Annotated in this window: 24 protein-coding genes and 1 tRNA gene; 16 read left to right on the forward strand and 9 right to left on the reverse strand. The window is 70.6% G+C overall.

Features of this window, described 5'->3' with window-relative positions; all coding sequences use genetic code 11:
* Positions 1 to 37: 37 nt before the first annotated feature.
* Positions 38 to 120 (forward strand) — tRNA-Leu (locus ACIRJR_RS02660).
* Between the two features lie 327 nt (positions 121 to 447).
* Here ACIRJR_RS02660 and ACIRJR_RS02665 read toward each other — a convergent pair.
* Positions 448 to 1,059 carry an FMN-dependent NADH-azoreductase gene (locus ACIRJR_RS02665; protein ID WP_403772665.1) on the reverse strand — a complete coding sequence of 204 codons (612 nt, stop codon included), beginning with the start codon at positions 1,057 to 1,059 and terminating at the stop codon, positions 448 to 450.
* A 153-nt stretch (positions 1,060 to 1,212) separates the two neighbouring features.
* On the opposite strand from ACIRJR_RS02665, the gene ACIRJR_RS02670 reads away from it, so the two are divergent.
* A complete protein-coding gene (locus tag ACIRJR_RS02670; protein ID WP_403772668.1) occupies positions 1,213 to 1,557 on the forward strand; it encodes a winged helix-turn-helix transcriptional regulator in 345 nt (114 codons plus the stop codon).
* A 131-nt stretch (positions 1,558 to 1,688) separates the two neighbouring features.
* On the opposite strand, the gene ACIRJR_RS02675 is transcribed toward ACIRJR_RS02670, so the two are convergent.
* Entirely contained in the window at positions 1,689 to 2,141 is a 453-nt protein-coding gene (locus ACIRJR_RS02675) for a MarR family winged helix-turn-helix transcriptional regulator (protein ID WP_403772671.1), read from the reverse strand.
* An 82-nt stretch (positions 2,142 to 2,223) separates the two neighbouring features.
* On the opposite strand from ACIRJR_RS02675, the gene ACIRJR_RS02680 reads away from it, so the two are divergent.
* The 4 genes from ACIRJR_RS02680 to ACIRJR_RS02695 all read left to right on the forward strand — a co-directional run bounded on the left by ACIRJR_RS02680 (position 2,224) and on the right by ACIRJR_RS02695 (position 6,610).
* Complete coding sequence (locus tag ACIRJR_RS02680; protein ID WP_403772674.1) at positions 2,224 to 3,474, forward strand: hypothetical protein; 1,251 nt, start codon at positions 2,224 to 2,226, stop codon at positions 3,472 to 3,474.
* 221 nt (positions 3,475 to 3,695) lie between these two features.
* Positions 3,696 to 5,153, forward strand: a complete 1,458-nt coding sequence (locus ACIRJR_RS02685) for a DUF2252 domain-containing protein (protein WP_403772677.1) — start codon at positions 3,696 to 3,698, stop codon at positions 5,151 to 5,153.
* A 59-nt stretch (positions 5,154 to 5,212) separates the two neighbouring features.
* Positions 5,213 to 6,220 (forward strand): J domain-containing protein, encoded by a 1,008-nt coding sequence (locus ACIRJR_RS02690; protein WP_403772680.1) that lies wholly within the window; start codon positions 5,213 to 5,215, stop codon positions 6,218 to 6,220.
* A gap of 45 nt (positions 6,221 to 6,265) precedes the next feature.
* Positions 6,266 to 6,610, forward strand: coding sequence for a rhodanese-like domain-containing protein (locus tag ACIRJR_RS02695; RefSeq protein WP_403772684.1), 345 nt, complete (start codon positions 6,266 to 6,268; stop codon positions 6,608 to 6,610).
* A 126-nt stretch (positions 6,611 to 6,736) separates the two neighbouring features.
* Here the strand turns inward: ACIRJR_RS02695 and ACIRJR_RS02700 are convergent, their stop codons facing one another.
* The 5 genes from ACIRJR_RS02700 to paaA are packed head-to-tail and all read right to left on the reverse strand — an operon-like array spanning position 6,737 to position 10,306.
* Positions 6,737 to 7,798, reverse strand: a complete 1,062-nt coding sequence (locus tag ACIRJR_RS02700) for a 2Fe-2S iron-sulfur cluster-binding protein (protein WP_403772687.1) — start codon at positions 7,796 to 7,798, stop codon at positions 6,737 to 6,739.
* The gene (paaD, locus tag ACIRJR_RS02705; protein WP_403773784.1) at positions 7,799 to 8,296 is read right to left on the reverse strand and encodes a 1,2-phenylacetyl-CoA epoxidase subunit PaaD; all 498 of its coding nucleotides are present in this window, start codon (positions 8,294 to 8,296) and stop codon (positions 7,799 to 7,801) included. It lies immediately after the preceding gene.
* Positions 8,293 to 8,994 (reverse strand): 1,2-phenylacetyl-CoA epoxidase subunit PaaC, encoded by a 702-nt coding sequence (paaC, locus tag ACIRJR_RS02710; RefSeq protein ID WP_403772689.1) that lies wholly within the window; start codon positions 8,992 to 8,994, stop codon positions 8,293 to 8,295. The genes paaD and paaC overlap by 4 nt, the downstream gene beginning before the upstream one ends.
* Positions 8,991 to 9,281, reverse strand: a complete 291-nt coding sequence (gene paaB, locus ACIRJR_RS02715) for a 1,2-phenylacetyl-CoA epoxidase subunit PaaB (RefSeq protein WP_398976099.1) — start codon at positions 9,279 to 9,281, stop codon at positions 8,991 to 8,993. The genes paaC and paaB overlap by 4 nt, the downstream gene beginning before the upstream one ends.
* On the reverse strand, positions 9,278 to 10,306 hold the full coding sequence (gene paaA / locus ACIRJR_RS02720) for a 1,2-phenylacetyl-CoA epoxidase subunit PaaA (RefSeq protein WP_403772694.1): 1,029 nt from the start codon (positions 10,304 to 10,306) through the stop codon (positions 9,278 to 9,280). The genes paaB and paaA overlap by 4 nt, the downstream gene beginning before the upstream one ends.
* A 115-nt stretch (positions 10,307 to 10,421) precedes the next feature.
* Between paaA and ACIRJR_RS02725 the strand changes: the two genes are divergently transcribed.
* Genes ACIRJR_RS02725 through ACIRJR_RS02735 form a run of 3 tightly spaced genes read left to right on the forward strand, consistent with a single transcriptional unit; the run spans position 10,422 to position 13,269 of the window.
* Positions 10,422 to 11,303, forward strand: a complete 882-nt coding sequence (locus ACIRJR_RS02725) for a DUF5819 family protein (RefSeq protein ID WP_403772697.1) — start codon at positions 10,422 to 10,424, stop codon at positions 11,301 to 11,303.
* Positions 11,300 to 12,571, forward strand: a complete 1,272-nt coding sequence (locus ACIRJR_RS02730; protein WP_403772700.1) for an HTTM domain-containing protein — start codon at positions 11,300 to 11,302, stop codon at positions 12,569 to 12,571. Before ACIRJR_RS02725 ends, ACIRJR_RS02730 begins: the two co-directional genes overlap by 4 nt.
* The gene (locus ACIRJR_RS02735) at positions 12,568 to 13,269 is read left to right on the forward strand and encodes a TrmH family RNA methyltransferase (protein WP_403772703.1); all 702 of its coding nucleotides are present in this window, start codon (positions 12,568 to 12,570) and stop codon (positions 13,267 to 13,269) included. Before ACIRJR_RS02730 ends, ACIRJR_RS02735 begins: the two co-directional genes overlap by 4 nt.
* A gap of 100 nt (positions 13,270 to 13,369) precedes the next feature.
* Here the strand turns inward: ACIRJR_RS02735 and paaN are convergent, their stop codons facing one another.
* Positions 13,370 to 15,070, reverse strand: a complete 1,701-nt coding sequence (gene paaN / locus ACIRJR_RS02740) for a phenylacetic acid degradation protein PaaN (protein ID WP_403772706.1) — start codon at positions 15,068 to 15,070, stop codon at positions 13,370 to 13,372.
* 123 nt (positions 15,071 to 15,193) lie between these two features.
* Here paaN and ACIRJR_RS02745 point away from each other — a divergent pair, with 123 nt between their 5' ends.
* Entirely contained in the window at positions 15,194 to 15,784 is a 591-nt protein-coding gene (locus tag ACIRJR_RS02745; RefSeq protein WP_403772709.1) for a TetR/AcrR family transcriptional regulator, read from the forward strand.
* Between the two features lie 64 nt (positions 15,785 to 15,848).
* Here ACIRJR_RS02745 and ACIRJR_RS02750 read toward each other — a convergent pair whose 3' ends face one another.
* Positions 15,849 to 16,388, reverse strand: a complete 540-nt coding sequence (locus ACIRJR_RS02750) for an Lrp/AsnC family transcriptional regulator (RefSeq protein ID WP_403772712.1) — start codon at positions 16,386 to 16,388, stop codon at positions 15,849 to 15,851.
* A gap of 211 nt (positions 16,389 to 16,599) precedes the next feature.
* Between ACIRJR_RS02750 and pdhA the strand changes: the two genes are divergently transcribed.
* From pdhA to ACIRJR_RS02780, 6 genes are all read left to right on the forward strand, one after another.
* On the forward strand, positions 16,600 to 17,763 hold the full coding sequence (gene pdhA, locus ACIRJR_RS02755; protein WP_403772715.1) for a pyruvate dehydrogenase (acetyl-transferring) E1 component subunit alpha: 1,164 nt from the start codon (positions 16,600 to 16,602) through the stop codon (positions 17,761 to 17,763).
* Entirely contained in the window at positions 17,760 to 18,791 is a 1,032-nt protein-coding gene (locus ACIRJR_RS02760) for an alpha-ketoacid dehydrogenase subunit beta (protein WP_403772718.1), read from the forward strand. The genes pdhA and ACIRJR_RS02760 overlap by 4 nt, the downstream gene beginning before the upstream one ends.
* Positions 18,791 to 20,125 (forward strand): dihydrolipoamide acetyltransferase family protein, encoded by a 1,335-nt coding sequence (locus ACIRJR_RS02765; protein WP_403772721.1) that lies wholly within the window; start codon positions 18,791 to 18,793, stop codon positions 20,123 to 20,125. The genes ACIRJR_RS02760 and ACIRJR_RS02765 overlap by 1 nt, the downstream gene beginning before the upstream one ends.
* A 232-nt stretch (positions 20,126 to 20,357) precedes the next feature.
* Complete coding sequence (locus ACIRJR_RS02770; protein ID WP_403772724.1) at positions 20,358 to 21,233, forward strand: NTP transferase domain-containing protein; 876 nt, start codon at positions 20,358 to 20,360, stop codon at positions 21,231 to 21,233.
* Positions 21,230 to 22,834, forward strand: coding sequence for a molybdopterin molybdotransferase MoeA (locus tag ACIRJR_RS02775; RefSeq protein WP_403772727.1), 1,605 nt, complete (start codon positions 21,230 to 21,232; stop codon positions 22,832 to 22,834). Before ACIRJR_RS02770 ends, ACIRJR_RS02775 begins: the two co-directional genes overlap by 4 nt.
* On the forward strand, positions 22,792 to 23,934 hold the full coding sequence (locus ACIRJR_RS02780) for a potassium channel family protein (protein ID WP_403772730.1): 1,143 nt from the start codon (positions 22,792 to 22,794) through the stop codon (positions 23,932 to 23,934). The genes ACIRJR_RS02775 and ACIRJR_RS02780 overlap by 43 nt, the downstream gene beginning before the upstream one ends.
* Positions 23,935 to 23,984 lie beyond the last annotated feature (50 nt).

Raw genomic sequence — 23,984 nt, forward strand, 5'->3', positions numbered from 1 at the left:
GCACCACACGGTGAGAGAGTCTGAAAACACCACTCATGCGCGAGTGGCGGAACGGCAGACGCGCTGGCTTCAGGTGCCAGTGTCCTTAGGGACGTGGGGGTTCAAATCCCCCCTCGCGCACAACGCGCAGTCGCTTGCGACTGCCGGGTTGGTTCGACAGAACCCCCGCACCGGAGAGATACGGTGCGGGGGTTCTTCGTTGTGCGGACCTCACTAAGGGCCCCTCAGGGCGGCCGGTGCGGCCTGTCGGACCGGCCGCCCTGACCGGGTGGTCGGGTCCGGCGATGCATGGGAGAGCCTGCTGGCTCATGTCGGCCGCACGCCGGAGTTCTGTGATGAAGCACGCATCCCGTTCAGGGGCGTGGGCGACCGGGGGCCGTTGTTTCACGTGAAACGTCGGATCCGTACCGAAGAGGCGGTTCGCGCGAACCCGGGTGTGGAGCTACGTCAGGCCGCGAGGCGCGCTGCGAGGGCCTTGGCCTTCTCCTTGGCGTCGGTGAACGCCTGGCTGCGGGACGCGTCGGCGAGCGGGATGAGCTCGGCCATCTCCGGCTTCGAGTGGGCCAGCGTCAACTCCGGCACGATGAAATCGACTTCGGCGCCGAGCATCCCGGTCAGCACCTTCTCCAGGTAGTTCTGGACGAACTCGAAGTCCTCGCGAGGAGTGCCGGCGGCGTACGAGCCGCCTCGGCTGGCCACCACGGTGACGGGGGTGCCGGCGACGGGGCTCTCCGGCCCGGCGTTGTGGCCGACGATGATCACCTGATCCAGCCACGCCTTCAGGGTGGACGGGATGGAGAAGTTGTACATGGGTGCGCCGATGAGCACGGCGTCCGCGGCGTTCAGCTCCGCGGCCAGTTCGGCGCGCAGTGTGTCGGCGGCGCCGGCGGCTGCGGCCGAGGCGTCCAGGTGGGGCAGGGGGTCGGCGGCGAGGTCGCGGTACACGACGTTCCCGTCGGGGTGCTGCTCTCGCCAGGTCGTGACGAAGGCGGCCGTTACCTCACGCGACGTAGAGCCCTGAGGGAAGACGGCGGAGTCGAGGTGGAGAAGCGTTGCCATGGAGATCTCCATAGGAGTCGAGTGGTCGGCTCGGTGCGCGCGGGTGTCGGTCGCGGGGCGGAGAGCACGACCCTGCTTTTGAGTACGTACCTATTGATAACACAGTCCCTTACTTTTAATAAGCCCCTCACTGTGGCGCAGTACTCTGGGGGCATGGCGGATCACAGCGAACAGGCCTGTCGGCGAGTGGATGTGGGCATCACTCGCGTCTTCGAGCTGTTCGGGAAGCGCTGGACGGGCCCGATCGTCTCCGTGCTGATGCAACAGCCGGTGCACTTCGCGGATCTCCGCCGAGCGATCCCCGGCATCAGTGAGCGGATGCTGTCGGACCGGCTGTCCGAGCTGGGGGCGGCGGGTCTCGTCGTGCGTGAGGTCGATGAAGGGCCCCCGCTGCGGGTCGCGTACCGGCTGACGGAGGCGGGTGCCGCCATGGAGCCCTCGCTCAAGGAGCTCGCGCAGTGGGCGGATACCTATCTGGCGGAGCCCGGCGGCTGCTGACCCGTCGCCGGATGCGCCGGCGGCAGGGGGCCGCCAGGAGGGCCGCGTCTTGCCGTCGGGCTCGCGTGCGGCGCTGCGGGGGCGCTTGTCTGTGAGCGGACGGTTGTGGTGTGCGGGGTTCGGCGGGGTGCCTAGCGGGGAGGGAAGTCCTCGCCTGCCGAGTTGTAGCGCAGGAGGTACTCCGCGAACTGCTCGAGATCGTCCGAAGTCCAGGTGCCCAGCCTTTCCCGGTAGGCGGCACGTCGGCTGGCCTGCGTCGAGGCGAGGGTCTGGGTGCCGGCGGCGGTGGGCCGCAGTACCTGGATGCGCTGGTCGTCCGGATCCGCGTGTCGCTCCACCAGGCCGAGTCTCTCCAGCACGGCGACCTGTCGGCTCACCGTCGACTTGTCCAGCATGTAGTGCGCCGCCAGGTCGGTCGCACGGCAGCCGTGCGAGTGTTCGATGTGGGCGAGCAGTGTGTATGAGACCAGCGGCAGATCCGGGTGGAGCCGTGCCGCGGTCGAGCGTGCGCGGCGCGCGAAAGCGGTCAGCTCGCGCTGGATGACATCCAGCGACTCCTCGCGGCCTCCGGGGTTCTCCGCCACGTGCATCACCTTTCCGAAATTTTAGTTGTATGCTACAACGAATATGAAAGTTGTAAAAGCCAACTACTGGAGGAACGGTCGAATGCCCGCAGGCCCGAGCTCCGCCTCCGGCTCAACCGCCGGTGCGCTGCGCCATGTGCTCAGTCATCTCGTTACGCCGCTGCTGATGTGTATCGGCATGGGGCTTGCCTACCTGGGGGCCTTTCATGCCCCGGAGCCGCACGACCTCAAGGTGGATGTCGTCGGCTCGGGAGCAGGCGCGCAGGTGCTTGCGCAGACCCTGCAGGACAAGGGCGACGGCGCATTGAGTGTGCGTACCGTAGCCGACCGCGACATCGCGGTGAACCACTTGCGGACACAGCGGAGCTTCGGCGCCTACGTGCCGGGCGACAGCCCCGGACTGATGGTGGCCGGCGCATCCTCGGACACCAGCGCGACGGTGGTTCGGAAGATCTTCACCGAGGTTGCCGCAGAGCAGGGCGCCCCCCTCCAGGTGACGGACGTGGCCCCCACGGCGGACGGGGATCCGACCGGGCAGGGGATCTTCTTCCTGCTGGTGGCGGTCAGCATCGGGTCGTACGCGTCGGTCGCGGTGATCGGCGGCGCGGGCGCGGTGCTCGCCCTACGGATCAGGGCAGTGCTGGCCATCGGAACCTCCTTCGTGGTGAGTCTGATCGGTGCCGCCTTCGCGGGGCCGGTGTTCGCTCTGGTGGACCACGGTCTCGGCGGACTCTGGGCGATGGCATGGCTGTATTCGACGGGGATTCTGCTGATCGGGGTCGGGCTGCACACCTTCCTCAAGCGGTGGACCACGCTCGGAGTGATGCTGCTCTTCGTCATGCTCAACTTCACGAGCTCCGGCGGCATCTTCCGGCCTGAGCTCCAGCCCGGCTTCTTCGGATCCCTGCACTCGTTCTGGAACGGCGCCGGCTTCGTCGAAGGAGTCCGCAGCCATGTGTACTTCGGCGATCACGCGCTGGGTGGCCATCTGCTGGTGCTGGCTCTGTGGTTCGCTGCCGGCCTGGCTCTCGTGGGTGTGGCGGGTGCGGCCGAGGCCAAGCGGCGCCGAGCTGAGTCGGAGCGGGTGCGCGAGGTGGCGCAGCAGGTCCATGAGGCAGTGGAGTCGGCGCGTGAGGCGGACGACGCGAGGACGCCGGGCGGTGCGTGGTCGACGGGCGGTGCGGCGACCGGTGAGGTGGCGGGCGGTGCGGTGCGGACATCGGCGGGCGAGGCGGGCGAGAACTCGGCGGGCGCGAATTCGGCGGGTGCGAGTTCGGCGGGTGCGAATTCGGCGGGCGCCGAGGAGGAGATGGAGGAGGCCGTCGGTGTGTGATCCGGTCAGGTGCCAGGCCCGTGGCCTGCACATGTACGGGGTTGTCAGGGGAGTACCGGCTTACCGAAGAGGCCGTCGTCAGCCACCGAAGCACAGTTGTCCACAGGTCGGCTCCCGAGTTGTCCACAGGGGAGGACGGTTGTCGCGCACCGGTTGTACCGTCGTCCGCAGTTGATGTTGACCGGACGAACGGCTGACGAGGGCGGGGGAGGCGGCGCTCCATGGGCGAAGTCGAGGCGACGGTGCCGGCACGGCGGGCGGCGGGGGACGGGCGCATTCCCGTCGTTCCAGGTTTTGCGCGGCGAGTGGCCCGAGGAGTGCGGCCGGCAGGAAGCGGGGCGGTGTCCCCGAAGGCGGCCGGCAAGAAGCTGCGTCTCAAGGTGCCCAGGTCCGCGCAGAGTTCCCTGGTCCTGCCCGCCGGAAGGCCGGACGCGGTGCAGGCGGTCGAGGAGTCGAACCGGGGCAGGGTGCCCGGCCTGACCCCCATACGAGTGGGGCGGATGGCGGCATCGCCGTTCGCGTTCCTGCGCGGCTCAGCCGGACTGATGGCCCATGACCTGACGGGCACACCGGTCACAGGGGTGGGCGCCCAGCTCTGCGGCGACGCGCACGCGGCCAACTTCGGTCTGTACGGCGATGCGCGCGGCAATCTGGTCATCGATCTCAACGACTTCGACGAAACCGTCTTCGGACCGTGGGAGTGGGATCTCAAGCGGCTCGCCACCTCGCTGGTGCTCGCGGGCCGGGTGGCGGGCGCGGACGAGGACACCTGCAGACAGGGCGCGTACGCCACGGTGGGGACATACCGGCGCACGATGCGTCTGCTGGCCGGACTGCCCGCGGCCGATGCGTGGAACGCCATCGCGGACGAGGAGCTCGTGTCCCACACGGACGCGCGCGACCTGCTGGGGACCCTGGAGCGTGTCTCCGCCAAGGCGCGCAACAACACGAGTGCGCGCTTCGCCGCCAGATCCACGGAGGACTGCGAGGACGGGGGGCGTCGCTTCGTCGACGCTCCGCCCGTGCTGCGCCGGGTGCCGGACGCGGAGGCCGCGGCCGTCGCGGCGGGTCTCGAGGGCTACCTCGGGACGGTCTCGGAGGACAGGGTCCCGTTGCTGGCCCGCTACGCGATCCACGATGTGGCGTTCCGCATCGTCGGCACGGGCAGTGTGGGCACGCGGTCGTATGTGGTGCTGCTGCTCGATCACCGTGGCGAGCCGTTGGTGCTGCAGGTGAAGGAGGCCCGGCCCTCCGCGCTCACCCCGTATCTTCCGCAGGCGGGCTTCGAGGTACCGGACGTGGTGCACGAGGGTCGCCGGGTGGTGCTCGGCCAGAAGCGGATGCAGGTCGTCAGCGACATCCTGCTCGGCTGGGCCGAGGTCGACGGCAGGCCCTATCAGGTACGCCAGTTCAGGAATCGCAAGGGCAGTGTGGACCCGGCCGCTCTGGCGGCCGACCTGGTGGACGACTACGGGCGGATGACCGGTGCGCTGCTGGCCCGGGCCCACGCGCACAGCGCCGACCCCCGGCTGCTTTCGGGCTACTGCGGGAAGAACACCGAGCTGGACGCGGCGGTGGCCGATTTCGCCGTGACCTACGCGAACAGGACGGAGGCGGACCACGCCGAGCTGGTCCGGGGCATCCGATCCGGGCGAATAGCCGCCGAGCTCGGCGTCTGAGGGGGCCGTGCGGCCACCAGGTGTCTCCGGTGCCCGGGCGGTGGCCATACGCTGGACGGGTGACCCACGAAGCCGCCGGGGTGCCGACCACCCGGAACGACGAAGACCGGCAGGACCAGGACCGGCAGGATGAGCCGCAGCGTGCGCAGGACGCGCCGGAGGGCGGCCTGAGGGCGGATGCTGTCGATGCCCCGCAGGTGGGTCCCGCCACGGCCACCGGTGACGGGGACGGCGGTCCAGCCGGATCCATGGACGGTGCGGTCGGTGACGACGCGGAGGGCGAGACCGCTGCTCCCCGGCCCGAGGAGAGACTCGCGAAGGCAGTTCGGGTGGCCGAGCAGGCGCTGATCGAGTTCGAGATCGCTGTGGAGACCTTCCGGGTCGAGGTGGAGAACTTCTCCCGGCTGCATCACCAGAAGCTCGGCCCGATGTACGCCCGCCTGGACGAGCTCGATGCGCAGATCGCGGAGGCGCGGGCCGCGAGGACCGGCGATCCCGAGGATCTGCGCAAGGCCCAGGAGGCGCGGGCGATCGTCATGCCGATGCCCGGGGTCGACGAGCTCTTCCACGACTGGATGGACTCGGACGGGCTGTCGCCGGAGGCTTCGGCGATGCTCACGGAGCAGCCCGTCAGGCCGCCGAAGCGGGTCAGGCCGGGCGAGGAGGCGCGCAAGCTCTACCGGGAGCTGGCGCGTCAGGCCCACCCGGATCTCGCGCCGGACGAGACGGAGCGGACACGACGGGACGAGTTCATCGCCCGTGTGAACGCGGCCTACGGACGTGGCGACGTGGCGTTGCTCAAGGAACTGGCCGCCGAGTGGGCGGCTGGGCCCGTGACGCCGGAGCTGCGTCTGAGCGAGAGCGAGGAGCTCTATGCGCGGCTGGAGTGGCTCAGCCGCCGCAAGGAGCTTCTGACGGTCCTGGCCAAGGAACTGGAGGAGAGCGCGATCGGCTCGATGCTGCGGATGGCACCGGACGACCCCGACCGGCTGCTGGACGACATCGGCGAGAAGCTTCTGGCCGACGTGTCCCGGCGTGAGGACGAGCTGGCAGGGCTGGTGCAGTAGCGTTCCGGATGACTCTGGCGCGTACGTACGAGAGAAGGCTTACCCATGAATTTCGCTCCGCTGCCCTCGGTGGACGTCGCGGCGGTTCCGTCGGACGGCTTCGTGCTGGACGTCCGGGAGGACGACGAGTGGGCGGCCGGGCATGTCGAGGGTGCTCTGCACATTCCCATGAGTGACTTCGTGGGCCGCTTCGGCGAGCTGACCGAGGCGGCCGACGACGGTCGGCGCGTGCATGTGATGTGCCGGGTCGGGGGCCGGTCCGCCCAGGTCACCCAGTACCTGGTGCAGCAGGGGGTCGACGCGGTGAACATCGACGGCGGCATGCTGGCCTGGGACGGCGCCGGGCGCCCGATGGTCGCGGACAACGGGAGCCCGGCCTTCGTACTCTGACGGGCTCCTCCCCGGCGCTCTCCGAGTCGCGACCGGCACCGGCACCGGCACCGGCGGTGGCACCGGCACCGGCGGTGGCTGCCGGTTCCGGTAACCGGTACCGGCGGTGGATTTTTGTGCGTGCCGTCAGCGGTCGAAGTCGAGTGCCACTTCCGGGGTGACGGGGTGGGACTGGCAGGCCAGCACGAAGCCCGCGTCGGTCTCCTCCGGTTCGAGTGCGAAGTTGCGGTCCATCCGCACCTCGCCCGAGACCAGGAAGGCCCGGCAGGTCCCGCACACTCCCCCCTTGCAGGCGTACGGAGCGTCCGAGCGGCTTCGCAGCACCGTGTCCAGCAGCGACTCGCCGCTCTCGACAGGCCAGCTGCCCGACCGCCCGTCAAGCGTCGCGGTGAGGATGCTCTCCGACGGCGCGGCCACCCGCGCGGCCGTCGCCAGGGCCGGCCCCTCGTCGGCGACGTGGAAGAGCTCCTGGTGGATGCGTGAACGGTCGGCGCCGAGTGCGCGCAGGGCGCTTTCCGCTCCTCGGACCAGACCGAGTGGTCCGCACAGGAACCAGCCGTCCACATCCGGCACCGACAGCAAGGCCGGCAGCAGGGTGGTGAGCCGCTCGCGGTCCAGCCGGCCCGAGGGCAGCCCGGCGGCCTGCTCCTCGCGGGACAGCGCCGTCACCAGCTGGAAGCGGTCCGGGTAGCGGTCCTTCAGGTCCGCCACCTCGTCGAGGAACATCGTCGAGGCGGCCGTGCGGTCGCTGCGGATCAGGCAGAAGTGCGCGAGCGGTTCCCGCGCCAGCAGCGTCGACGCCATCGACAGCACCGGTGTGATGCCACTGCCGCCGACGATCGCTGCGAAGCGGCCCGGGCGCGGCTCGAGAAGGAAGCGGCCCGTCGGAGCCATCGCCTCCACCTGGTCCCCGACCGCGAGCTCCTTGAGGGCGTACGTCGAGAACGCGCCTCCGTCGACCATGCGGATGCCCACACGCAGCAGGGGGTCACCCGGCTGCGCGGGGGCGGGTGCGCAGATCGAGTAGGACCGCCGGATCTCCTCGCCGCCGATTCGGTAACGCACATTCAGGTGTTGACCCGGAGTGTGGCGGAAGGTCTCGCGAAGGTCCGGCGGCACGGCGAAGGTTACGGCCACCGCGTCGTCCGTGATCCGTTCGATCGTGCTGACCCGGAGTGGATGGAACATCTACAACTCCTTGAAGTGGTCGAACGGTTCGCGGCACGCCACACAGCGGCGCAGTGCTTTGCACGCCGTGGAGGAGAAACGGCTGAGCAGTTCCGTATCCCTGGAACCGCAGTGCGGACAGCGAACGGTGAGGGTCAGGGGCACCGGCCCTCCCTGCCGGCTCCCGGCGCGTGGCGGGGCTATGCCGAACTCGGCGAGCTTGCGGCGCCCTTCGGCGCTGATGTCGTCCGTCGACCAGGCCGGGGCGAGAACCGTGATCACGGACACCTCCGCGACGCCGTGGTCGTGCAGCACGCGCTCGATGTCGTGGGACATGGCCTCGATGGCCGGGCAGCCGGTGTACGTCGGGGTGAGCCGCACGGTGACCTTGTTTGGCCCGTCCACCCGCACACCGCGGAGAACGCCGAGTTCGTCCAGGGTCAGGACCGGGAGCTCGGGGTCCGGCACGCTGCCCGCCAGCCGGTGGAGCTCCGCCTCCAGCGGGGTCTCGGTGGTCACCATGACGCCCCCGGGTGGCTGCGGTGCAGATGCTGCATCTCCGCGAGCATCCGCCCGAACGGCTCCGTGTGCAGGCCCTGCCGGCCCGCTCCGGCCGCCCACCCCCCGGACTGCGGCCCTGACGGGAGCGTGAGGGTGGCCCGCTCCACCACGGAGGCCACGGCGGCCATCCAGCCGTCGCGCAGGGTGTCCCGGTCGACGGAGACTCCCTCGACGGGCTCGAAGAGTTCGCCGGTGAAGCGCCACAGCGCGTCCAGCGCGAGCTGCATGCGCTCATGGCTCTCCGCGGTGCCGTCCCCGAGTCGCAGGACCCACTGCTCCGCGTGGTCGCGGTGGTAGGCGACCTCCTTGACGGCCTTGGCCGCGAGATCCTTGAACTCGCCGTCACCGTCGGCCAGTGCGCCGTACAGCAGGTGCTGGTAGACGGAGAAGTAGAGCTGCCGGGCGATGGTGTGGGCGAAGTCGCCGTTCGGCTGCTCCACGAGCTGGACGTTGCGGAAGGCCCGCTCCTCACGGAGGTAGGCGAGCTGGTCCTCGTCGCCCACGAAGGAGAGCAGCATCCTGGCCTGTCCCAGCAGGTCCAGTGCGATGTTGGCGAGGGCGACCTCCTCCTCCAGGACAGGGGCGTGGCCGGCCCACTCCCCCAGCCGGTGCGAGAGCACCAGTGCGTCGTCGCCGAGGGCGAGGGCCGCGGTCACAGGTGCTTCACCCCTTCCGGGATCTCGTAGAACGTGGGGTGGCGGTAGGGCTTGTCCCCGGCGGGTTCGAAGAACGAGTCCTTCTCGTCCGGAGAGGAGGCTGTGACGGCCGTCGAGGGAACCACCCAGAGGGAGACGCCCTCCGAGCGGCGTGTGTACAGGTCGCGGGCGTTGCGCAGGGCCATCTCGGCGTCCGGTGCGTGCAGGCTGCCCGCGTGGGTGTGGGACAGCCCGCGCCGGGAGCGTACGAACACCTCCCACAACGGCCAGTCGGTCGAGCTGCTCATGCGGTCGCCTCCACGGGCTGGGCGGTCGCCCCGGCTGTACCGGGCCGTACCGCGTGCTTCTCTGCGTAGGCCGCTGCCGCGTCGCGGACCCAGGCGCCTTCTTCGTGGGCCGTACGACGCTGGGTGAGCCGTTGTTCGTTGCAAGGGCCGTTGCCCTTGAGGACCTCCTGGAACTCCGTCCAGTCGATCGCTCCGTACTCGTGCCGACCGAGCTCCTCGTTCCACCGGATGTCGGGGTCGGGGAGGTCGAGCCCCAGTGCTTCCGCCTGCGGGACGCAGATGTCGACGAACCGGCGGCGCAGCTCGTCGTTGGAGTGCCGCTTGATCTTCCAGGCCATCGACTGGGCCGAGTGCTCCGAGGAGTCGTCGGGCGGGCCGAACATCATCAATGAGGGCCACCACCAGCGGTTCACCGCGTCCTGCGCCATCTCGTGCTGGGCGGACGTGCCTCGGCTGAGGGCGAGCAGCAGCTCGTACCCCTGGCGCTGGTGGAAGGACTCCTCCTTGCAGATCCGGACCATCGCCCGTGCGTACGGGCCGTAGGAGCAGCGGCAGAGCGGCACCTGGTTGGTGATCGCGGCGCCGTCCACCAGCCAGCCGATCGCCCCGACGTCCGCCCACGTCAGCGTGGGGTAGTTGAAGATCGAGGAATAGCGCTGGCGGCCTGCGTGCAGCTTGTCGAGCAGCTCCTCGCGGCTGGTCCCCAGCGTCTCCGCCGCGCTGTAGAGGTAGAGGCCGTGTCCAGCCTCGTCCTGCACCTTCGCCATCAGGATCGCCTTGCGGCGCAGGGAGGGGGCCCGGGAGATCCAGTTGGCCTCGGGCTGCATGCCGATGATCTCCGAATGGGCGTGCTGGGCCATCTGGCGGACCAGTGAGGCGCGGTACGCCGCGGGCATCCAGTCGCGCGGCTCGATCCGGTCGTCGGCCGCCACCGCGGCGTCGAAGGCCGCCTGGAGCTCGGCGTCCGCTTCGTCCGCCGCTCCTGCCGTCCTCTGCGTCGTCTGGTCCGCAGTCACTGCCGCCATCTCGAGCCCCCTACCGACCGATCGTTCGGTTCCTTGACTTCAATGGTGGGTCGGAGGCCCGTAGGGTGTCAACCCTGTGGATAACTGAGTGGTGATCGACGGTGATCGGGGCGGGATGGATGCGGACCACGGTGGGCGCACCGGAAACGAGAAGAAAGCCCCCTGGCCCGGCGTGGCGAACCGCCCGCTGACGGATCACGACGCGGAGGACGCACCCGCCGGGATACCGGCGGCCGGGGAGGGCCATCCGAGTGGACCGGTCGCCACGGCGCCGGCGGCGGACACCGCCTCCGCGGCCGGGACAGCCGCGGGGCGTCCGGGCGGCGGCATGGCCGCGCTCTCGCTCCCGTACCAGATCGTCGCGGCGCTCGCGCTGTCCGTGATGGGGCTGGTGGCCTGCGCGCACGTAGCCATGATCTTTCTGCACGTCGCGCCGTCCAACACGCTGACGAAGCAGCACGGTGACGTGGTCGACCGCTGGGTCTATCCCGAGTTCGAGCAGAACTGGAAGCTGTTCGCCCCCAACCCGCTCCAGCAGAACGTCTCGGTGCACGTGCGGGCGGAGCTGGCCGACGACGGTGCCGACGGCAGCAGCATCACGCCCTGGATGAACCTCTCGCGGGATGACGGCGAGGCCATACGCGGCAACCTCCTGCCGAGCCACGTCGACCAGAACGAGCTGCGCCGCGCCTGGGACTTCTACACCGGGTCCCACGACAGTGAGGACCACCCCAACGGCATGCGCGGCGAACTGTCCGAGCGCTACATCCGCCGCATCGTCATGCTCCGCCTCGACGAGCACGGCTACGGCGGAAAGGTCGAGCGCATCCAGGTGCGGTCCGTCGTCCGCTCCGTCGGGGCCCCGGCGTGGAGCGACGAGAAGATCAGCACCGAGCCTGAATTCCGGGAGCTCCCGTGGTGGACCGTCACCCCGTCCGACCTCCCTGGGACGACTCCCGCGGACCAGGCTTCGCAGGCCCGGAGGGCGGACCGATGAGGCCGACCGCTCCGGCCCGTGGAGGCGTCGCGACCGTCGGCCTTCCGCTCGCCCACGCCGTCCAGCGCGTCACGGCGTCACCCCTCGGCGCCTACCAGAGCGCCGTCGTCCGGATCGGTGTCTCCGCCACCTGTCTGCTGTTCCTGCTGCGCGAGGTGCCCCACCGCCACGAGCTCTACGGCCCCGACAGCCCGTGGGGCTGGGACATGGCGCGTCGGCTCATCACGAACAACGGCTCCTTCACCCTCCTCATGTGGTCGGACAGCGCGTTCTGGTTCGAGACCGTGTACGCGCTCACGCTGGTGTCCGCGGCGCTGCTGATGGCCGGCTGGCGCACCCGGGCCACGTCCGTGCTGTTCATGGCCGGTGTGCTCTCCCTGCAGAACCGCAGCATCTTCATGGGCGACGGCGGGGACAACGTCATCCACCTGATGGCGGTCTACCTGGTGCTGACGCGCTGCTCGCGGGTCTGGTCCCTGGACGCCCGCCGAGCGGCCCGGGACGCCGCGCGCCTCGCGGAGGGAGGCCGGGCCGCGCGTGACCTCACCGGGCGGGCCCTGTGGGCGGTCCTCGGCTGCGTCCTCCTGCCCGCCACCCTCCTGGGCGGACTCGGCGGCACCTGGTGGCTGCCGTCCCTCATGTGGGTGCTGTGGCTCGGCAACGGTGCCTGGTGGGCCGTGAAGCGGTACGCGCCGGGCCATGAGCTGCGCGCCCTCTTCGACGTACTGGCCAATCTCGCCCACAACGCCACGCTCGCCGTGATCATGGCCGAGGTCTGCCTCATCTACGCGACGGCGGGCTGGTACAAGGTCCAGGGCTCCCGCTGGCAGGACGGCACTGCCATCTACTACCCGCTGAAACTGGACTACTTCGCCCCGTGGCCCGGGCTGTCCGGGCTCGTCGCCTCCAGCGCGCTGGTGATCATGGTGCTGACGTACCTGACGGTCATCGCGCAGGTCGCCTTCCCGTTCACGCTGTTCAACCGGCGGGTCAAGAACGTCCTGCTGGTCCTCATGATCGGCGAGCACGCGGGGATCTCCGTCCTGCTGGGGCTGCCCTTCTTCTCCATGGCGATGATCGCCGCGGACGCCGTCTTCCTGCCGACGGCCTTCCTCCTGTGGCTGGGGAACCGGGTGACGCTCGGTCGGCAGCGGCTCTTCTCCCGTACGGCGGGAAGACTCCGGCTCCCCGGTCAGCGCCGGGCGGAGCGGAAGGACGAGGAGGCCCCGCGCGGTGGCGGCGGCCCTGGCCATACGCTCGTCGGGTGACCAGCGAGACCGGCAGTACAGAAGAGCCCCCGGCGGTGCCCGATCCGTCGGCGGAACCGATCCAGTACGACGACGGGTTCGGTGCCGTGGTCGGCGTCGGACCGCACCCGCTGCCCTGGCCCGAGGGGGAGCGCTACGACCCCGAGCTCCTCGCCCAGGGAGACCGGCGCAACGTGGGCGACGCCTACCGGTACTGGACGAGGGAGGCGATCGTCGCCGATCTCGATCTGCGGCGGCACGACTTCCACGTGGCGGTGGAGAACTGGGGCCATGACTTCAACATCGGCTCGGTGGTGCGCACCGCCAACGCCTTCCTCGCGAAGGAGATCCACATCGTGGGGCGGCGGCGGTGGAACCGGCGGGGCGCGATGGTCACCGATCGTTACCAGCATGTACGGCACCACCCGGACACGGCGGACCTGACCGCCTGGGCGGAGGCCGAGGGGCTTCCGATCATCGGGATCGACAACCTTCCCGGGGCCGTGCCGCTGGAGCGGACGGAGCTGCCGCGCCGGTGTGTGCTGCTGTTCGGGCAGGAGGGCCCGGGGCTGACCGAGGAGGCGCGCGAGCACGCCTCGATGGTGTGCTCGATCGCGCAGTTCGGCTCGACGCGGTCGATCAACGCCGGCGCGGCGGCGGCCATCGCCATGCACGCCTGGGTACAGCGGCACGCGGACATCCCGGAACTCGGCGCGTGACCAGGTGACCGGGCAGGGCGGCTGAGCAAGGTGGCCGGGTATCCGGTAGAGCGGATACCCCGCTCCACCGGATGCCTTCGCGAGGCCGTCGGCGCTCCGCTCAGGCCTGGCGGCGGACCTCCACGACCCGGAAGCGGTTGGACACGAAAGCTCCGTCGCAGAGCGCCGCGTTGGCCGCGGGATTGCCGCCCGAACCGTGGAAGTCGGAGAAGGCCGCCGTCTGGTTGACGTACACACCGCCGGTGAGATTCAGCGAGAGCTGAGCCGATTCGTCGAAGCAGACGTCCTCCACCGCGCTCTCCACCTCGCGAGAGGTGGTGTACGCGCCGACGGTCATCGCGCCCTTCTCGCGGACCGTGCGGCGCAGCAGGTCCAGAGCGTCAGCGGTCGAGTCGACGGAGACCGCGAACGAGACCGGACCGAAGCACTCCGAGAGGTAGGCGGCCCCGTCGTCGGGCTTCGTGCCGTCGATCTTCACCAGAACCGGCGTGCGGACCACGGCGTCGGGGAAGTCGGGGTTGACCACCGGCCGCGAGGCGAGTGCGACATCGCCCAGGGCCGCCGCACCTTCCAGCCGGTCCTTCACGTCGGCGTTCACCAGTGCGCCGAGCAGTCCGTTGGCACGGGCGTCGTCGCCGAGGAGTCCGTTCACCGCCTCGGCGACGTCCGCCACCACCTCCTCGTAGGACTTCGCGCCCGCGTCGGTCGTGATGCCGTCGCGGGGGATGAGCAGATTCTGCGGGGTGGTGCACATCTGGCCGCTGTAGAGGGAGAGCGAGAAGGCCAGATTGGAGAGCATGCCCCGGTAGTCGTCGGTGGAGTCGAGGACGATCGTGTTGACGCCGGCCTTCTCCGTGTAGACCTGCGCCTGCCGGGCGTTGGCCTCCAGCCAGTCGCCGAAGGCGGTGGACCCCGTGTAGTCGATGATCTTGATCTCGGGCCGCAACGCCAGGGTCTTTGCGATGCCTTCGCCGGGCCGCTCGGCCGCCAGCGCGACGAGGTTCGGGTCGAAGCCCGCCTCGGACAGTGCCTCGCGTGCCAGCCGGACGGTGAGCGCCAGCGGCAGGACGGCCCGTGGGTGCGGCTTGACCAGGACGGGGTTGCCGGTGGCCAGCGAGGCGAAGAGGCCCGGGTAGCCGTTCCACGTGGGGAAGGTGTTGCACCCGATCAGCAGGGAGATCCCGCGCCCGGCCGCGGTGTACGTCTTGTGGAGCTGCAGGGGGTCGCGCTTGCCCTGTGGCTTCGACCAGTCGGCGCTGTGCGGCGTACGCGTCTGCTCCTCGTAGGCGTATGCCACGGCCTCCAGGCCGCGGTCCTGGGCGTGCGGGCCACCGGCCTGGAAGGCCATGACGAACGCCTGCCCGCTGGTGTGCATCACCGCGTGGGCCAGTTCGTGCGTACGGGCGCTGATCCGGGCGAGGATCTCCAGGCAGACCAGGGCCCTGGTCTCGGGCCCCGCCGCTCGCCAGGAGCCCATGGCGGCGCTCATGGCGGGGAGCAGGACGTCCACGTCGGCGTGCGGGTACTCGACGCCGAGCTCCGGACCGTACGGCGAGACCTCTGCGCCGGTCCAGCCGTCGGTGCCCGGCTGGCCGAGATCCATCCGGGTGTGGAGCACGGCGTCGAACGCGGCCTTGCCCTCGGCCGCGCCGAGGCTGCCGGGGAGACCTCCCTCGCCGTAGGCCTTCGGGTGCTCGGGGTGCGGGGACCAGTAGGCACGCGTGCGGATCGTGTCGAGGGCCTGGTCGAGCGTCGGTCGGTGGATCTCGGACAGCTTCTCGGGGGAAAGCTCGGCGGCCATGACGGACCAACTCCTCGTCGAGCCGGGCAGGGATGTGCGGACGGAGTTAGAGTAACCGAACGATCGGTCGGGACAAGGGGCCCCAGGGAACCTGTGGACAACTCATGGGGGAGGATCGCGGTCATGACCACGGCCAAGCGGGACACGTACACCCCGGAGACACTTCTTACCGTCGCTGTCCGTGTCTTCAACGAGCGCGGCTACGACGGTACGTCGATGGAGCACCTCTCCAAGGCGGCGGGGATCTCCAAGTCGTCCATCTACCACCATGTGGCGGGCAAGGAGGAGCTCCTGCGGCGCGCGGTGAGCCGGGCGCTCGACGGGCTCTTCGGCATCCTCGACGAGCCGGGGGCGATACAGGGGCGGGCGATCGCCCGGGTCGAGTACGTCACGCGCCGCACGGTCGAGGTGCTGCTGGCGGAGCTTCCGTACGTCACGCTGCTGCTGCGGGTGCGCGGCAACACGAAGACGGAGCGCTGGGCGCTGGAGCGCCGGCGCGAGTTCGACCAGCGGGTGTCCGACCTGCTGAAGGCCGCGGTGGCCGACGGAGACCTGCGGGCCGACGTGGACATACGCCTGGCGACCCGGCTCCTGTTCGGCATGGTGAACTCGCTGGTCGAGTGGTACCGGCCGCAGCCTGGGAGTTCTTCGGAGGCGGACCAGCTCGCCGACACCGTCGTCCAGCTCGCCTTCGAGGGGATGCGGGCCGGCTGATCCGGTCCGGAGGCGGGGTGGACCGACCGCCGTCGGCCTGTCGGCGTCGGGGCGCGCGCCGACGTCACGCGGGGGGCGCGTCCTGGGTGAGCTCGGTGGGGTGGTCCGGGCGGGGCCCCAGATCGGTCTCCTCGAACACCAGCAGGGTGCGGGTCGACAGCACTTCCGGAATCGCCTGGATCCGGGTCAGGACCAGCTCGCGCAGTGCCTGGTTGTCCGGGGTGTGCACCAGGAGGAGTACGTCGAAGTCGCCGCTGACCAGTGCGATGTGGGTGGCGCCCGGAAGGGCCTGGAGCTGCTCCCGCACGGCGCGCCAGGAGTTCTGGACGATCTTGAGCGTGATGTAGGCGGAGGCGGCCTCCCCGGCCCGTTCGTGATTGACGCGTGCGCTGAAACCCCGGATCACTCCGTCCTCGACGAGTCTGTTGATGCGGGCGTACGCATTGGCCCGTGAGACGTGGACGCGTTCGGCGACGGCTCGTATCGAGGCGCGGCCGTCCGTCTGGAGGATGCGCAGGATGGCACGGTCGGTGGAGTCCAGCGGCCGCGCGGGCGGCGTGCGGCCGGGATTTCCGGACCCGTCGGCCATTTGTTCAGCTGCCATCTGCCCGCGCCTTCCTGTTGTGGACGACCTGCCTCTATCCCAGGCTGTGGAGAACCGTTTGTCCACAGGCTGAAGCCGCCTGTAGCCAAATTGCGCCCGCGACCGAACAATCGGTAGGTGAGGCGCACCACACCGGTGCCTCACCCACGCCTCGACATTCCTGCGGATTTCGACACCCCTCGATATATCTCGATGCCAGGAGGTGCTTGTCATGACGGTCCAGGAGCTGCCCGGCGCAGCCGCCTACCGGCCCACGCCGCCCCCGGCCTGGAAGCCGCTCACCGATCCCGCGCCGTTGCTCCCGGATCCCGAGCCGTTCCGGGTGCTCGGTACGGACGCCGCGGCCGACGCCGATCCCGAGCTGCTGCTGAGGCTCTACGCCGAGCTGGTGCGCGGTCGCCGGTACAACGCGCAGGCCACCGCGCTGACCAAGCAGGGCAGACTGGCGGTGTACCCGTCGAGCACCGGCCAGGAGGCCTGTGAGATCGCGGCCGCACTGGTGCTGGAGGACCGTGACTGGCTCTTTCCGAGCTATCGCGACACCCTTGCCGCGGTGGCGCGTGGCCTGGACCCCGTCGAGGCACTGACACTGCTCCGAGGAGACCGGCACACCGGGTACGACCCGCGTGAGCACCGCATCGCCCCGCTGTGCACCCCTCTGGCCACCCAGTTGCCGCATGCCGTGGGCTTGGCGCACGCGGCGCGTCTCAAGGGTGACGACGTGGTGGCGCTCGCGATGGTCGGCGACGGCGGGACGAGCGAGGGCGACTTCCACGAGGCGCTGAACTTCGCGGCCGTCTGGCGTGCCCCGGTCGTGTTCCTTGTCCAGAACAACGGCTTCGCGATCTCCGTGCCGTTGGCCAAGCAGACCGCGGCGCCCTCCCTCGCCCACAAGGCCGTGGGGTACGGCATGCCGGGACGGCTGGTCGACGGCAACGACGCGGCGGCCGTGCACCAGGTGCTGGGCGAGGCAGTCGCACGGGCCAGGCGTGGAGAGGGGCCGACGCTGGTGGAGGCGGTCACGTATCGCATGGAAGCCCATACCAACGCTGACGACGCCACCCGTTACCGCGGCGACAAGGAGGTCGAGGTGTGGCGGGCCCACGATCCGATCCGGCTGATCGAGCGGGAGCTGACCGGGCGAGGGCTGCTGGACGAGGACACCATCGGCACGGTGCGGGAGGCGGCGGAGCGGATGGCCGAGGGGCTGCGTGACCAGATGAACGCGGATCCGGTGCTTGACCCGATGGATCTGTTCACCCATGTCTACGAGGAACAGACCGGCCAGCTGCGGGAACAGTCGGCGCTACTGCGTGGCGAGCTGGACGCCGCGCAGGGCCCGCACGACGAGAGCGGCGCGGAGGGCGGGCGATGAGTACCGCTGCGGCGACGGCCGGTGTCCAGACCGGCAGGGCGAAGCCGGCCACGATGGCGCAGGCCCTCGGCCGGGCGCTGCGCGACTCGATGGCCGAGGACCCCACGGTGCACGTCCTCGGCGAGGACGTGGGCACGCTCGGCGGAGTCTTCCGCGTCACCGACGGTCTGGCGAAGGAGTTCGGCGACGACCGCTGTACGGACACACCGCTGGCCGAGGCGGGAATCCTCGGAGCGGCCGTGGGCATGGCGATGTACGGGTTGCGGCCCGTGGTGGAGATGCAGTTCGACGCCTTCGCGTACCCGGCGTTCGAGCAGTTGATCAGTCATGTCGCCAAGATGCGGAACCGGACGGCGGGCGCGATGCCGCTGCCGATCACGGTGCGGGTTCCCTACGGCGGGGGGATCGGCGGCGTCGAGCACCACAGCGATTCCTCCGAGGCGTACTACATGGCGACCCCGGGCCTGCACGTCGTCATGCCGGCGACGGTCGAGGACGCGTACGGGCTGCTCAGGGAGTCGATCGCCTCCGACGACCCGGTGGTCTTCCTGGAGCCGAAGAGGCTGTACTGGTCGAAGGCGGACTGGTCGCCGGACGCACCTGCGGCGGTCGAGCCGATCGGACGGGCCGTCGTGCGGCGCCCCGGGCGCAGCGCGACTCTGATCACCTATGGCCCGTCCCTTCCGGTCTGCCTGGACGCCGCTGAGGCGGCCACCGCCGAGGGATGGGACCTGGAGGTGGTCGACCTGCGTTCGCTGGTGCCCTTCGACGACGACACCGTCGCCGCGTCGGTCCGGCGCACGGGACGTGCCGTGGTCGTCCACGAGTCGTCCGGTTTCGGCGGCCCGGGTGGTGAGATCGCGGCGCGGGTCACCGAGCGGTGCTTCCATCATCTGGAGGCACCGGTCCTGCGGGTCGCCGGGTTCGACATTCCATATCCGCCGCCCATGCAGGAGCGGCACCATCTGCCGGGCGTGGACCGGGTGCTCGACGCGGTCGCCCGTCTTCAGTGGGAGGCCGAGAGCTGATGGCGCAGGTGCTCGAATTCAAGCTGCCGGACCTCGGCGAGGGGCTGACCGAGGCCGAGATCGTGCGCTGGCTGGTGGAGGTCGGCGACGTCGTCGCCGTCGACCAGCCGGTCGTCGAGGTCGAGACGGCCAAGGCCATGGTGGAGGTTCCCTGCCCCTACGGGGGTGTGGTGACCGCGCGATTCGGTGAGGAGGGGGCGGAGCTCCCGGTCGGCGCACCGCTCCTGACCGTGGCGGTCGGGTCGATGGAGCCGGTGGACGGGGCGGTGGTCTCCGGGCCCTCCGGCACCGGTGACGAGAGCGGTACGTCAGGCAATGTGCTGGTCGGCTACGGAACGGGGGCACCGGCCGCGCGGAGGCGACGGGTCAGGCCCGCTCCGGCCCCGGTCGCACCGGTGCCCGTGCCGTCGGCTTCCGGCACGACCACGCCCACGGCCCCGGCCCCGGTGGATCCTCAGGGTCCCGTGGCCGTCATCTCCCCTCTCGTCCGGAAACTGGCGCGGCAGCACGGCCTCGATCTCCGGATGGTCGCAGGCACGGGACGTGACGGGCTGATTCTGCGGACCGACGTGGAGTCCGCGATCAGGACCGCGGACGAGGAACGTGCCGTCGGCGCGGTTCCGGTGGCCGGTCCGGGGCCGGACACGGCGGTCGAGCGGATCGCGTTGCGCGGGGTCCGGGGCGCGGTCGCCGACAAGCTGTCGAGGAGCCGACGGGAGATCCCCGACGCCACCTGTTGGGTCGACGCCGATGCCACCGAGCTGATGGCGGCGAGGGCCGCCATGAATGCCGTAGGGCCCAAGGTCTCGGTGCTCGCTCTGCTGGCCCGCATCTGTACGGCGGCACTGGCACGGTTCCCCGAGCTCAACTCGACGGTGGACACCGAGGCCAGGGAGATCGTGCGGTTGTCCGCGGTCCATCTGGGTTTCGCCGCACAGACCGAGCGTGGCCTGGTCGTTCCGGTCGTGAAGGACGCGCACACGCGGAACGCGGAGTCGATCGGTGCCGAGATCACGCGGCTGACCGAGGCAGCCCGGGGAGGAAGACTGACCCCGGCACAGCTCACTGGAGGGACGTTCACGCTGAACAACTACGGGGTTTTCGGGGTCGATGGGTCGACTCCCATCATCAACCACCCCGAGGCAGCCATGCTGGGCGTCGGCCGCATCATGGCCAAACCCTGGGTGGTCGACGGCGAGTTGGCGGTCCGTCAGGTAGTGCAGCTCTCCCTCACCTTCGACCACCGGGTCTGCGACGGCGGCACGGCGGGCGGCTTCCTGCGGTACGTCGCCGACTGCGTGGAGCAGCCGGCGGTGCTGCTGCGCACGCTGTAGCGGTGCCCGCCCTGGGCGGTGCCCGCCCTGGGCGGTGCCGCGGCCGACGGCGGTAGCGGTCGGGGGCGGTCCCGGCGCGCGGCGGTGCAGGCCGGGGCGGTCCCGGCTCGCGTCGGTGCGGGCCGGGGACGGTCACGGCCTGGTGTCGACCGTGGGTGGTCCCGGTCCGGGGGCGTTGTGAGTTCGGTCCCTGAAAGGACTCTCATGACCGAGGGCCCCGCATACTCGGGGCATGACCGCGTATGACGCCATCGTTCTGGCCGGCGGGGCCGCGAAGCGGCTCGGGGGAGCCGACAAGCCTGGGCTCCGCGTGGGTGGCCGCGCGCTGCTCGACCGGGTTCTCGCCGTATGTGCCGATGCCGGGTCCACCGTGGTGGTGGGCGGGCGCAGGCCCACCGTGCGCCCGGTCACCTGGGCACGTGAAGAGCCCCAGGGGGGCGGGCCGTTGGCCGCGCTCGATGCCGGAGTACGGCAGACGGAAGCGGACAGCGTCCTGGTGCTCTCCGCCGATCTGCCGTTTCTGGGGGAGGAGACCGTCCGCTCCTTGCTGGCCGCAGCACGGACGGGAGGGAACGAAGGGGCGCTGTGCACCGACGGGGACGGCCGGGACCAGCCGTTGGTCGCCGTCTACCGGGGCGAGCCGCTCCGCCGTGAGCTGGCCCTTCTCGCCACGGAACACGGCAGCCTCGCCGGTCTTCCGCTGCGGTTGCTGACGGCCGAGCTCGACCTGGCCCGGGTGCAGGCCGGCCCTCTCGCCTCGTTCGACTGCGACACCTGGGAAGACATTGCTGCCGCCAGGGCGCGGATCAGGGAGCATGGGACCGTGCTGGACGAATGGATCACCGCAGTCAAGAACGAACTGGGCATCGAACTCGACGTCGACACCGACGTCCTGCTCGATCTGGCCCGTGACGCCGCGCACGGCGTCGCCCGGCCCGCCGCCCCGCTCACCACCTTCCTGGTGGGATACGCGGCGGCGATGGCGAGCAGCGGAAAGGGCCCGGAAGCGGCTGCCGAAGCGGTCTTGGAAGTCTCCCGCAAGGCCACCGCCCTCGCCCTCCGGTGGGAGGAGGAAACGGCAGCGGGCAGCGGGCCCGGCACGCCATGACAGCCCACGGGCGCGAGGCGCGGGCGGCCGCGGCGGAGCGGACGGCCGAGGCGTGGGCGGCCGAGGAGGAACGGGCCGTCGAGCAGGCATTGGCGATCGTCGGACACCAGCCGCAGGCCACCCACTCTCCGCCGGACCGGTCCGGCGGAGCAGCTCCTGCTCCACATCCCCCGCCCCCGCCCGCGCCCGCGCCGAAGGATTCGAGCGGGCCCACCAGCCCCGTACCGGACTCCCAGGCACCGGACTCCCATGCACCGGCCTCCGCGACACCGGGCGGCTCCCCCGCACCGGGTGCGTCGGGCTCCGGCCCGTCCGGCAGCCCTGGTGCTTCGGCCCCTGTTGCCCCGACTCCTGGTGCCCCCGCCGCTGTTCATGGCCGTCGTCGAGCCGGGGCCGACGCCTGGGCCGAGGTGCGCGCCCTGGCCGAGCGCCTGGGCCGGGGCGCGCCCCTGACCGCCCACCGCCTCCCCCTGGACCGCGCTCTCGGGCACGTCCTGGCCGAGGCCGTCGTCGCGCTCACCGATCTGCCGTCCTTCGACACCTCCGCCATGGACGGCTGGGTCGTAGCGGGGCCGGGGCCCTGGACCGTACAGGAGGGGGAAGGGCTGCTCGCCGGACGCGGATCTTCGGAGCCTCTGCCCGACGGGCACGCCCTGCGCATCGCGACGGGCGCCCGCCTCCCCGCGGACGCCACCGCCGTCATCCGCAGTGAGCACGCCCACTGCGACGAGGCCAAAGGCCTGCTGCACGCCGCACGTGAAGTCGTCCCGGGTCAGGACATCCGGCCCCGGGGCCAGGAGTGCCGGTCCGGCGACGAGCTCCTGCCGGTCGGCACGGTGGTGACCCCGCCCGTTCTCGGTCTGGCCGCTGCCGCCGGATACGACGCTCTCGTCGCCGTACCCCGGCCTCGCGTCGATGTCTTCGTGCTCGGTGACGAACTGCTCACGGCGGGGCTGCCGCGCGAAGGGCTGATCCGCGACGCGCTGGGTCCCATGCTTGCCCCCTGGCTCCGCGCCATGGGTGCGGAGGTAGCGGACCCCCGGCGGCTGGGCGACGATGCCGCGGCACTCCGTAAGGCCCTCGTCTCCTCCGACGCCGATCTGATTCTCACGACAGGAGGGACGGCCGCCGGCCCGGTGGACCACGTCCATCCGGTCCTCGCCGAGATCGGGGCCGAACTGCTGGTCGACGGGGTGGCCGTGCGCCCAGGCCACCCCATGCTGTTGGCGCGGCTCCCCGACGGCGGCCCCTGTCTGGTGGGCCTGCCTGGCAACCCGCTCGCAGCGGTGTCCGGGTTGCTGACGCTGGCTGAGCCCCTGCTCCGGGGAATCGGCGGCAGGCCCTCCCCGGAGCGCTATCGTGCGCCCGTCCACGACGAGGTGCACGGGCACCCGCAGGACACCCGGCTGATCCCCGTGGTCCATCGCGACGACACGGTCGTTCCCCTCCACTACAACGGCCCCGCCATGCTCCGGGGGATCGCCGCGGCTGACGGGCTGGCCGTGGTGCCGCCCGGCGGGGTACGGTCCGGCACCGAGGTGGAGATCCTCGATCTACCGTGGGCCTCGGCATCGCCGTGGACGGAAGGGTGTTTCACGTGAAACTTCCCGGCCAGGACGCGATGGCCAGGCGCGCGGACGAACACGTCGTGCCGACGCGCGTGCTGCTGCCCCGGCGGGTGGTCGACCGGCCCCTGCGACAGGTGGCCAAGCGGCTCGCGATGGCTCTCACGGTGCTGGCGCTCACGGTCTTCATCGTCTGGGCCGACCGGGACGGCTACCACGACAACGCGGACGGCCAGGTCGATTTCCTCGACGCCGTCTACTACGCGACGGTGACGCTGTCGACGACCGGGTACGGCGACATCGTCCCGTACAGCGACCCCGCCCGGCTGGTCAACGTCATCCTGGTGACGCCGTTGCGCGTGCTCTTCCTCATCATCCTGGTCGGCACCACCCTCGAGGTCCTGACGGAGCGGACCAGGGAGGACTTCCGGCTGAACCGTTGGAGAACCAACTTGCGTGAACACACCGTTGTCGTCGGCTTCGGCACGAAGGGCCGTTCGGCGATCCAGACGCTCTGTGCCACCGGTCTGAAGAAGGACCAGATCGTCATCGTCGACCCGGCCGGCAAGGTGATCGAAGCGGCCAACGCCGAGGGGTTCGTGGGTGTGCTGGGCGACGCCACGCGCAGTGATGTACTGCTGCGGGCCGAGGTGCAGAAGGCGCGTCAGATCATCATCGCCACCCAGCGGGACGACACCGCCGTGCTGGTCGCCCTGACCGCGCGACAGCTCAACAGGGGCGCGAAGATCGTGGCCGCCGTGCGCGAGGAGGAGAACGCGCCGCTGCTGCGGCAGTCCGGAGCCGATGCCGTGATCACCAGCGCGAGCGCGGCGGGCCGGCTGCTGGGTCTCTCCGTCCTCAGCCCGAGCGCGGGCACGGTGATGGAGGATCTCATCCAGCAGGGCAGTGGCCTCGATCTCGTCGAACGGCCGGTGATAAAGGCCGAGGTGGGCAAGAACGTCCGGGAGACCGATGACCTGGTGGTCAGTGTCCTGCGCGGCCATCGCCTGATCGGTTACGACGATCCGGCGGCCAGCCCCCTTCAGCTGACGGACCGGGTGATCACGATCGTGCGGGCCTCGCCGCTCCACACGTCGCCGCTGAGCCACCCGCAGCATCCCAACCAGCGCTCCTAGGCCACGGACCCGGGCGCGGCGCAGACAGGTCCGCACCGTCCTGGACTCCG

This window comes from Streptomyces sp. NPDC102402, from assembly GCF_044765765.1.
Classification (GTDB): Bacteria; Actinomycetota; Actinomycetes; order Streptomycetales; family Streptomycetaceae; genus Streptomyces.

Bases quoted from the DNA above. Each gene is read 5' to 3' on its own strand.
- ACIRJR_RS02665 (WP_403772665.1), bottom strand. From the start codon at position 1,059: ATGGCAACGCTTCTCCACCTCGACTCCGCCGTCTTCCCTCAGGGCTCT.
- ACIRJR_RS02670 (WP_403772668.1), top strand. From the start codon at position 1,213: ATGGCGGATCACAGCGAACAGGCCTGTCGGCGAGTGGATGTGGGCATC.
- ACIRJR_RS02680 (WP_403772674.1), top strand. From the start codon at position 2,224: ATGCCCGCAGGCCCGAGCTCCGCCTCCGGCTCAACCGCCGGTGCGCTG.
- ACIRJR_RS02685 (WP_403772677.1), top strand. From the start codon at position 3,696: ATGGGCGAAGTCGAGGCGACGGTGCCGGCACGGCGGGCGGCGGGGGAC.
- ACIRJR_RS02695 (WP_403772684.1), top strand. From the start codon at position 6,266: ATGAATTTCGCTCCGCTGCCCTCGGTGGACGTCGCGGCGGTTCCGTCG.
- ACIRJR_RS02700 (WP_403772687.1), bottom strand. From the start codon at position 7,798: ATGTTCCATCCACTCCGGGTCAGCACGATCGAACGGATCACGGACGAC.
- paaB (WP_398976099.1), bottom strand. From the start codon at position 9,281: ATGAGCAGCTCGACCGACTGGCCGTTGTGGGAGGTGTTCGTACGCTCC.
- paaA (WP_403772694.1), bottom strand. From the start codon at position 10,306: ATGGCGGCAGTGACTGCGGACCAGACGACGCAGAGGACGGCAGGAGCG.
- ACIRJR_RS02725 (WP_403772697.1), top strand. From the start codon at position 10,422: ATGGATGCGGACCACGGTGGGCGCACCGGAAACGAGAAGAAAGCCCCC.
- ACIRJR_RS02730 (WP_403772700.1), top strand. From the start codon at position 11,300: ATGAGGCCGACCGCTCCGGCCCGTGGAGGCGTCGCGACCGTCGGCCTT.
- paaN (WP_403772706.1), bottom strand. From the start codon at position 15,070: ATGGCCGCCGAGCTTTCCCCCGAGAAGCTGTCCGAGATCCACCGACCG.
- ACIRJR_RS02745 (WP_403772709.1), top strand. From the start codon at position 15,194: ATGACCACGGCCAAGCGGGACACGTACACCCCGGAGACACTTCTTACC.
- ACIRJR_RS02750 (WP_403772712.1), bottom strand. From the start codon at position 16,388: ATGGCAGCTGAACAAATGGCCGACGGGTCCGGAAATCCCGGCCGCACG.
- pdhA (WP_403772715.1), top strand. From the start codon at position 16,600: ATGACGGTCCAGGAGCTGCCCGGCGCAGCCGCCTACCGGCCCACGCCG.
- ACIRJR_RS02760 (WP_403772718.1), top strand. From the start codon at position 17,760: ATGAGTACCGCTGCGGCGACGGCCGGTGTCCAGACCGGCAGGGCGAAG.
- ACIRJR_RS02765 (WP_403772721.1), top strand. From the start codon at position 18,791: ATGGCGCAGGTGCTCGAATTCAAGCTGCCGGACCTCGGCGAGGGGCTG.
- ACIRJR_RS02770 (WP_403772724.1), top strand. From the start codon at position 20,358: ATGACCGCGTATGACGCCATCGTTCTGGCCGGCGGGGCCGCGAAGCGG.
- ACIRJR_RS02775 (WP_403772727.1), top strand. From the start codon at position 21,230: ATGACAGCCCACGGGCGCGAGGCGCGGGCGGCCGCGGCGGAGCGGACG.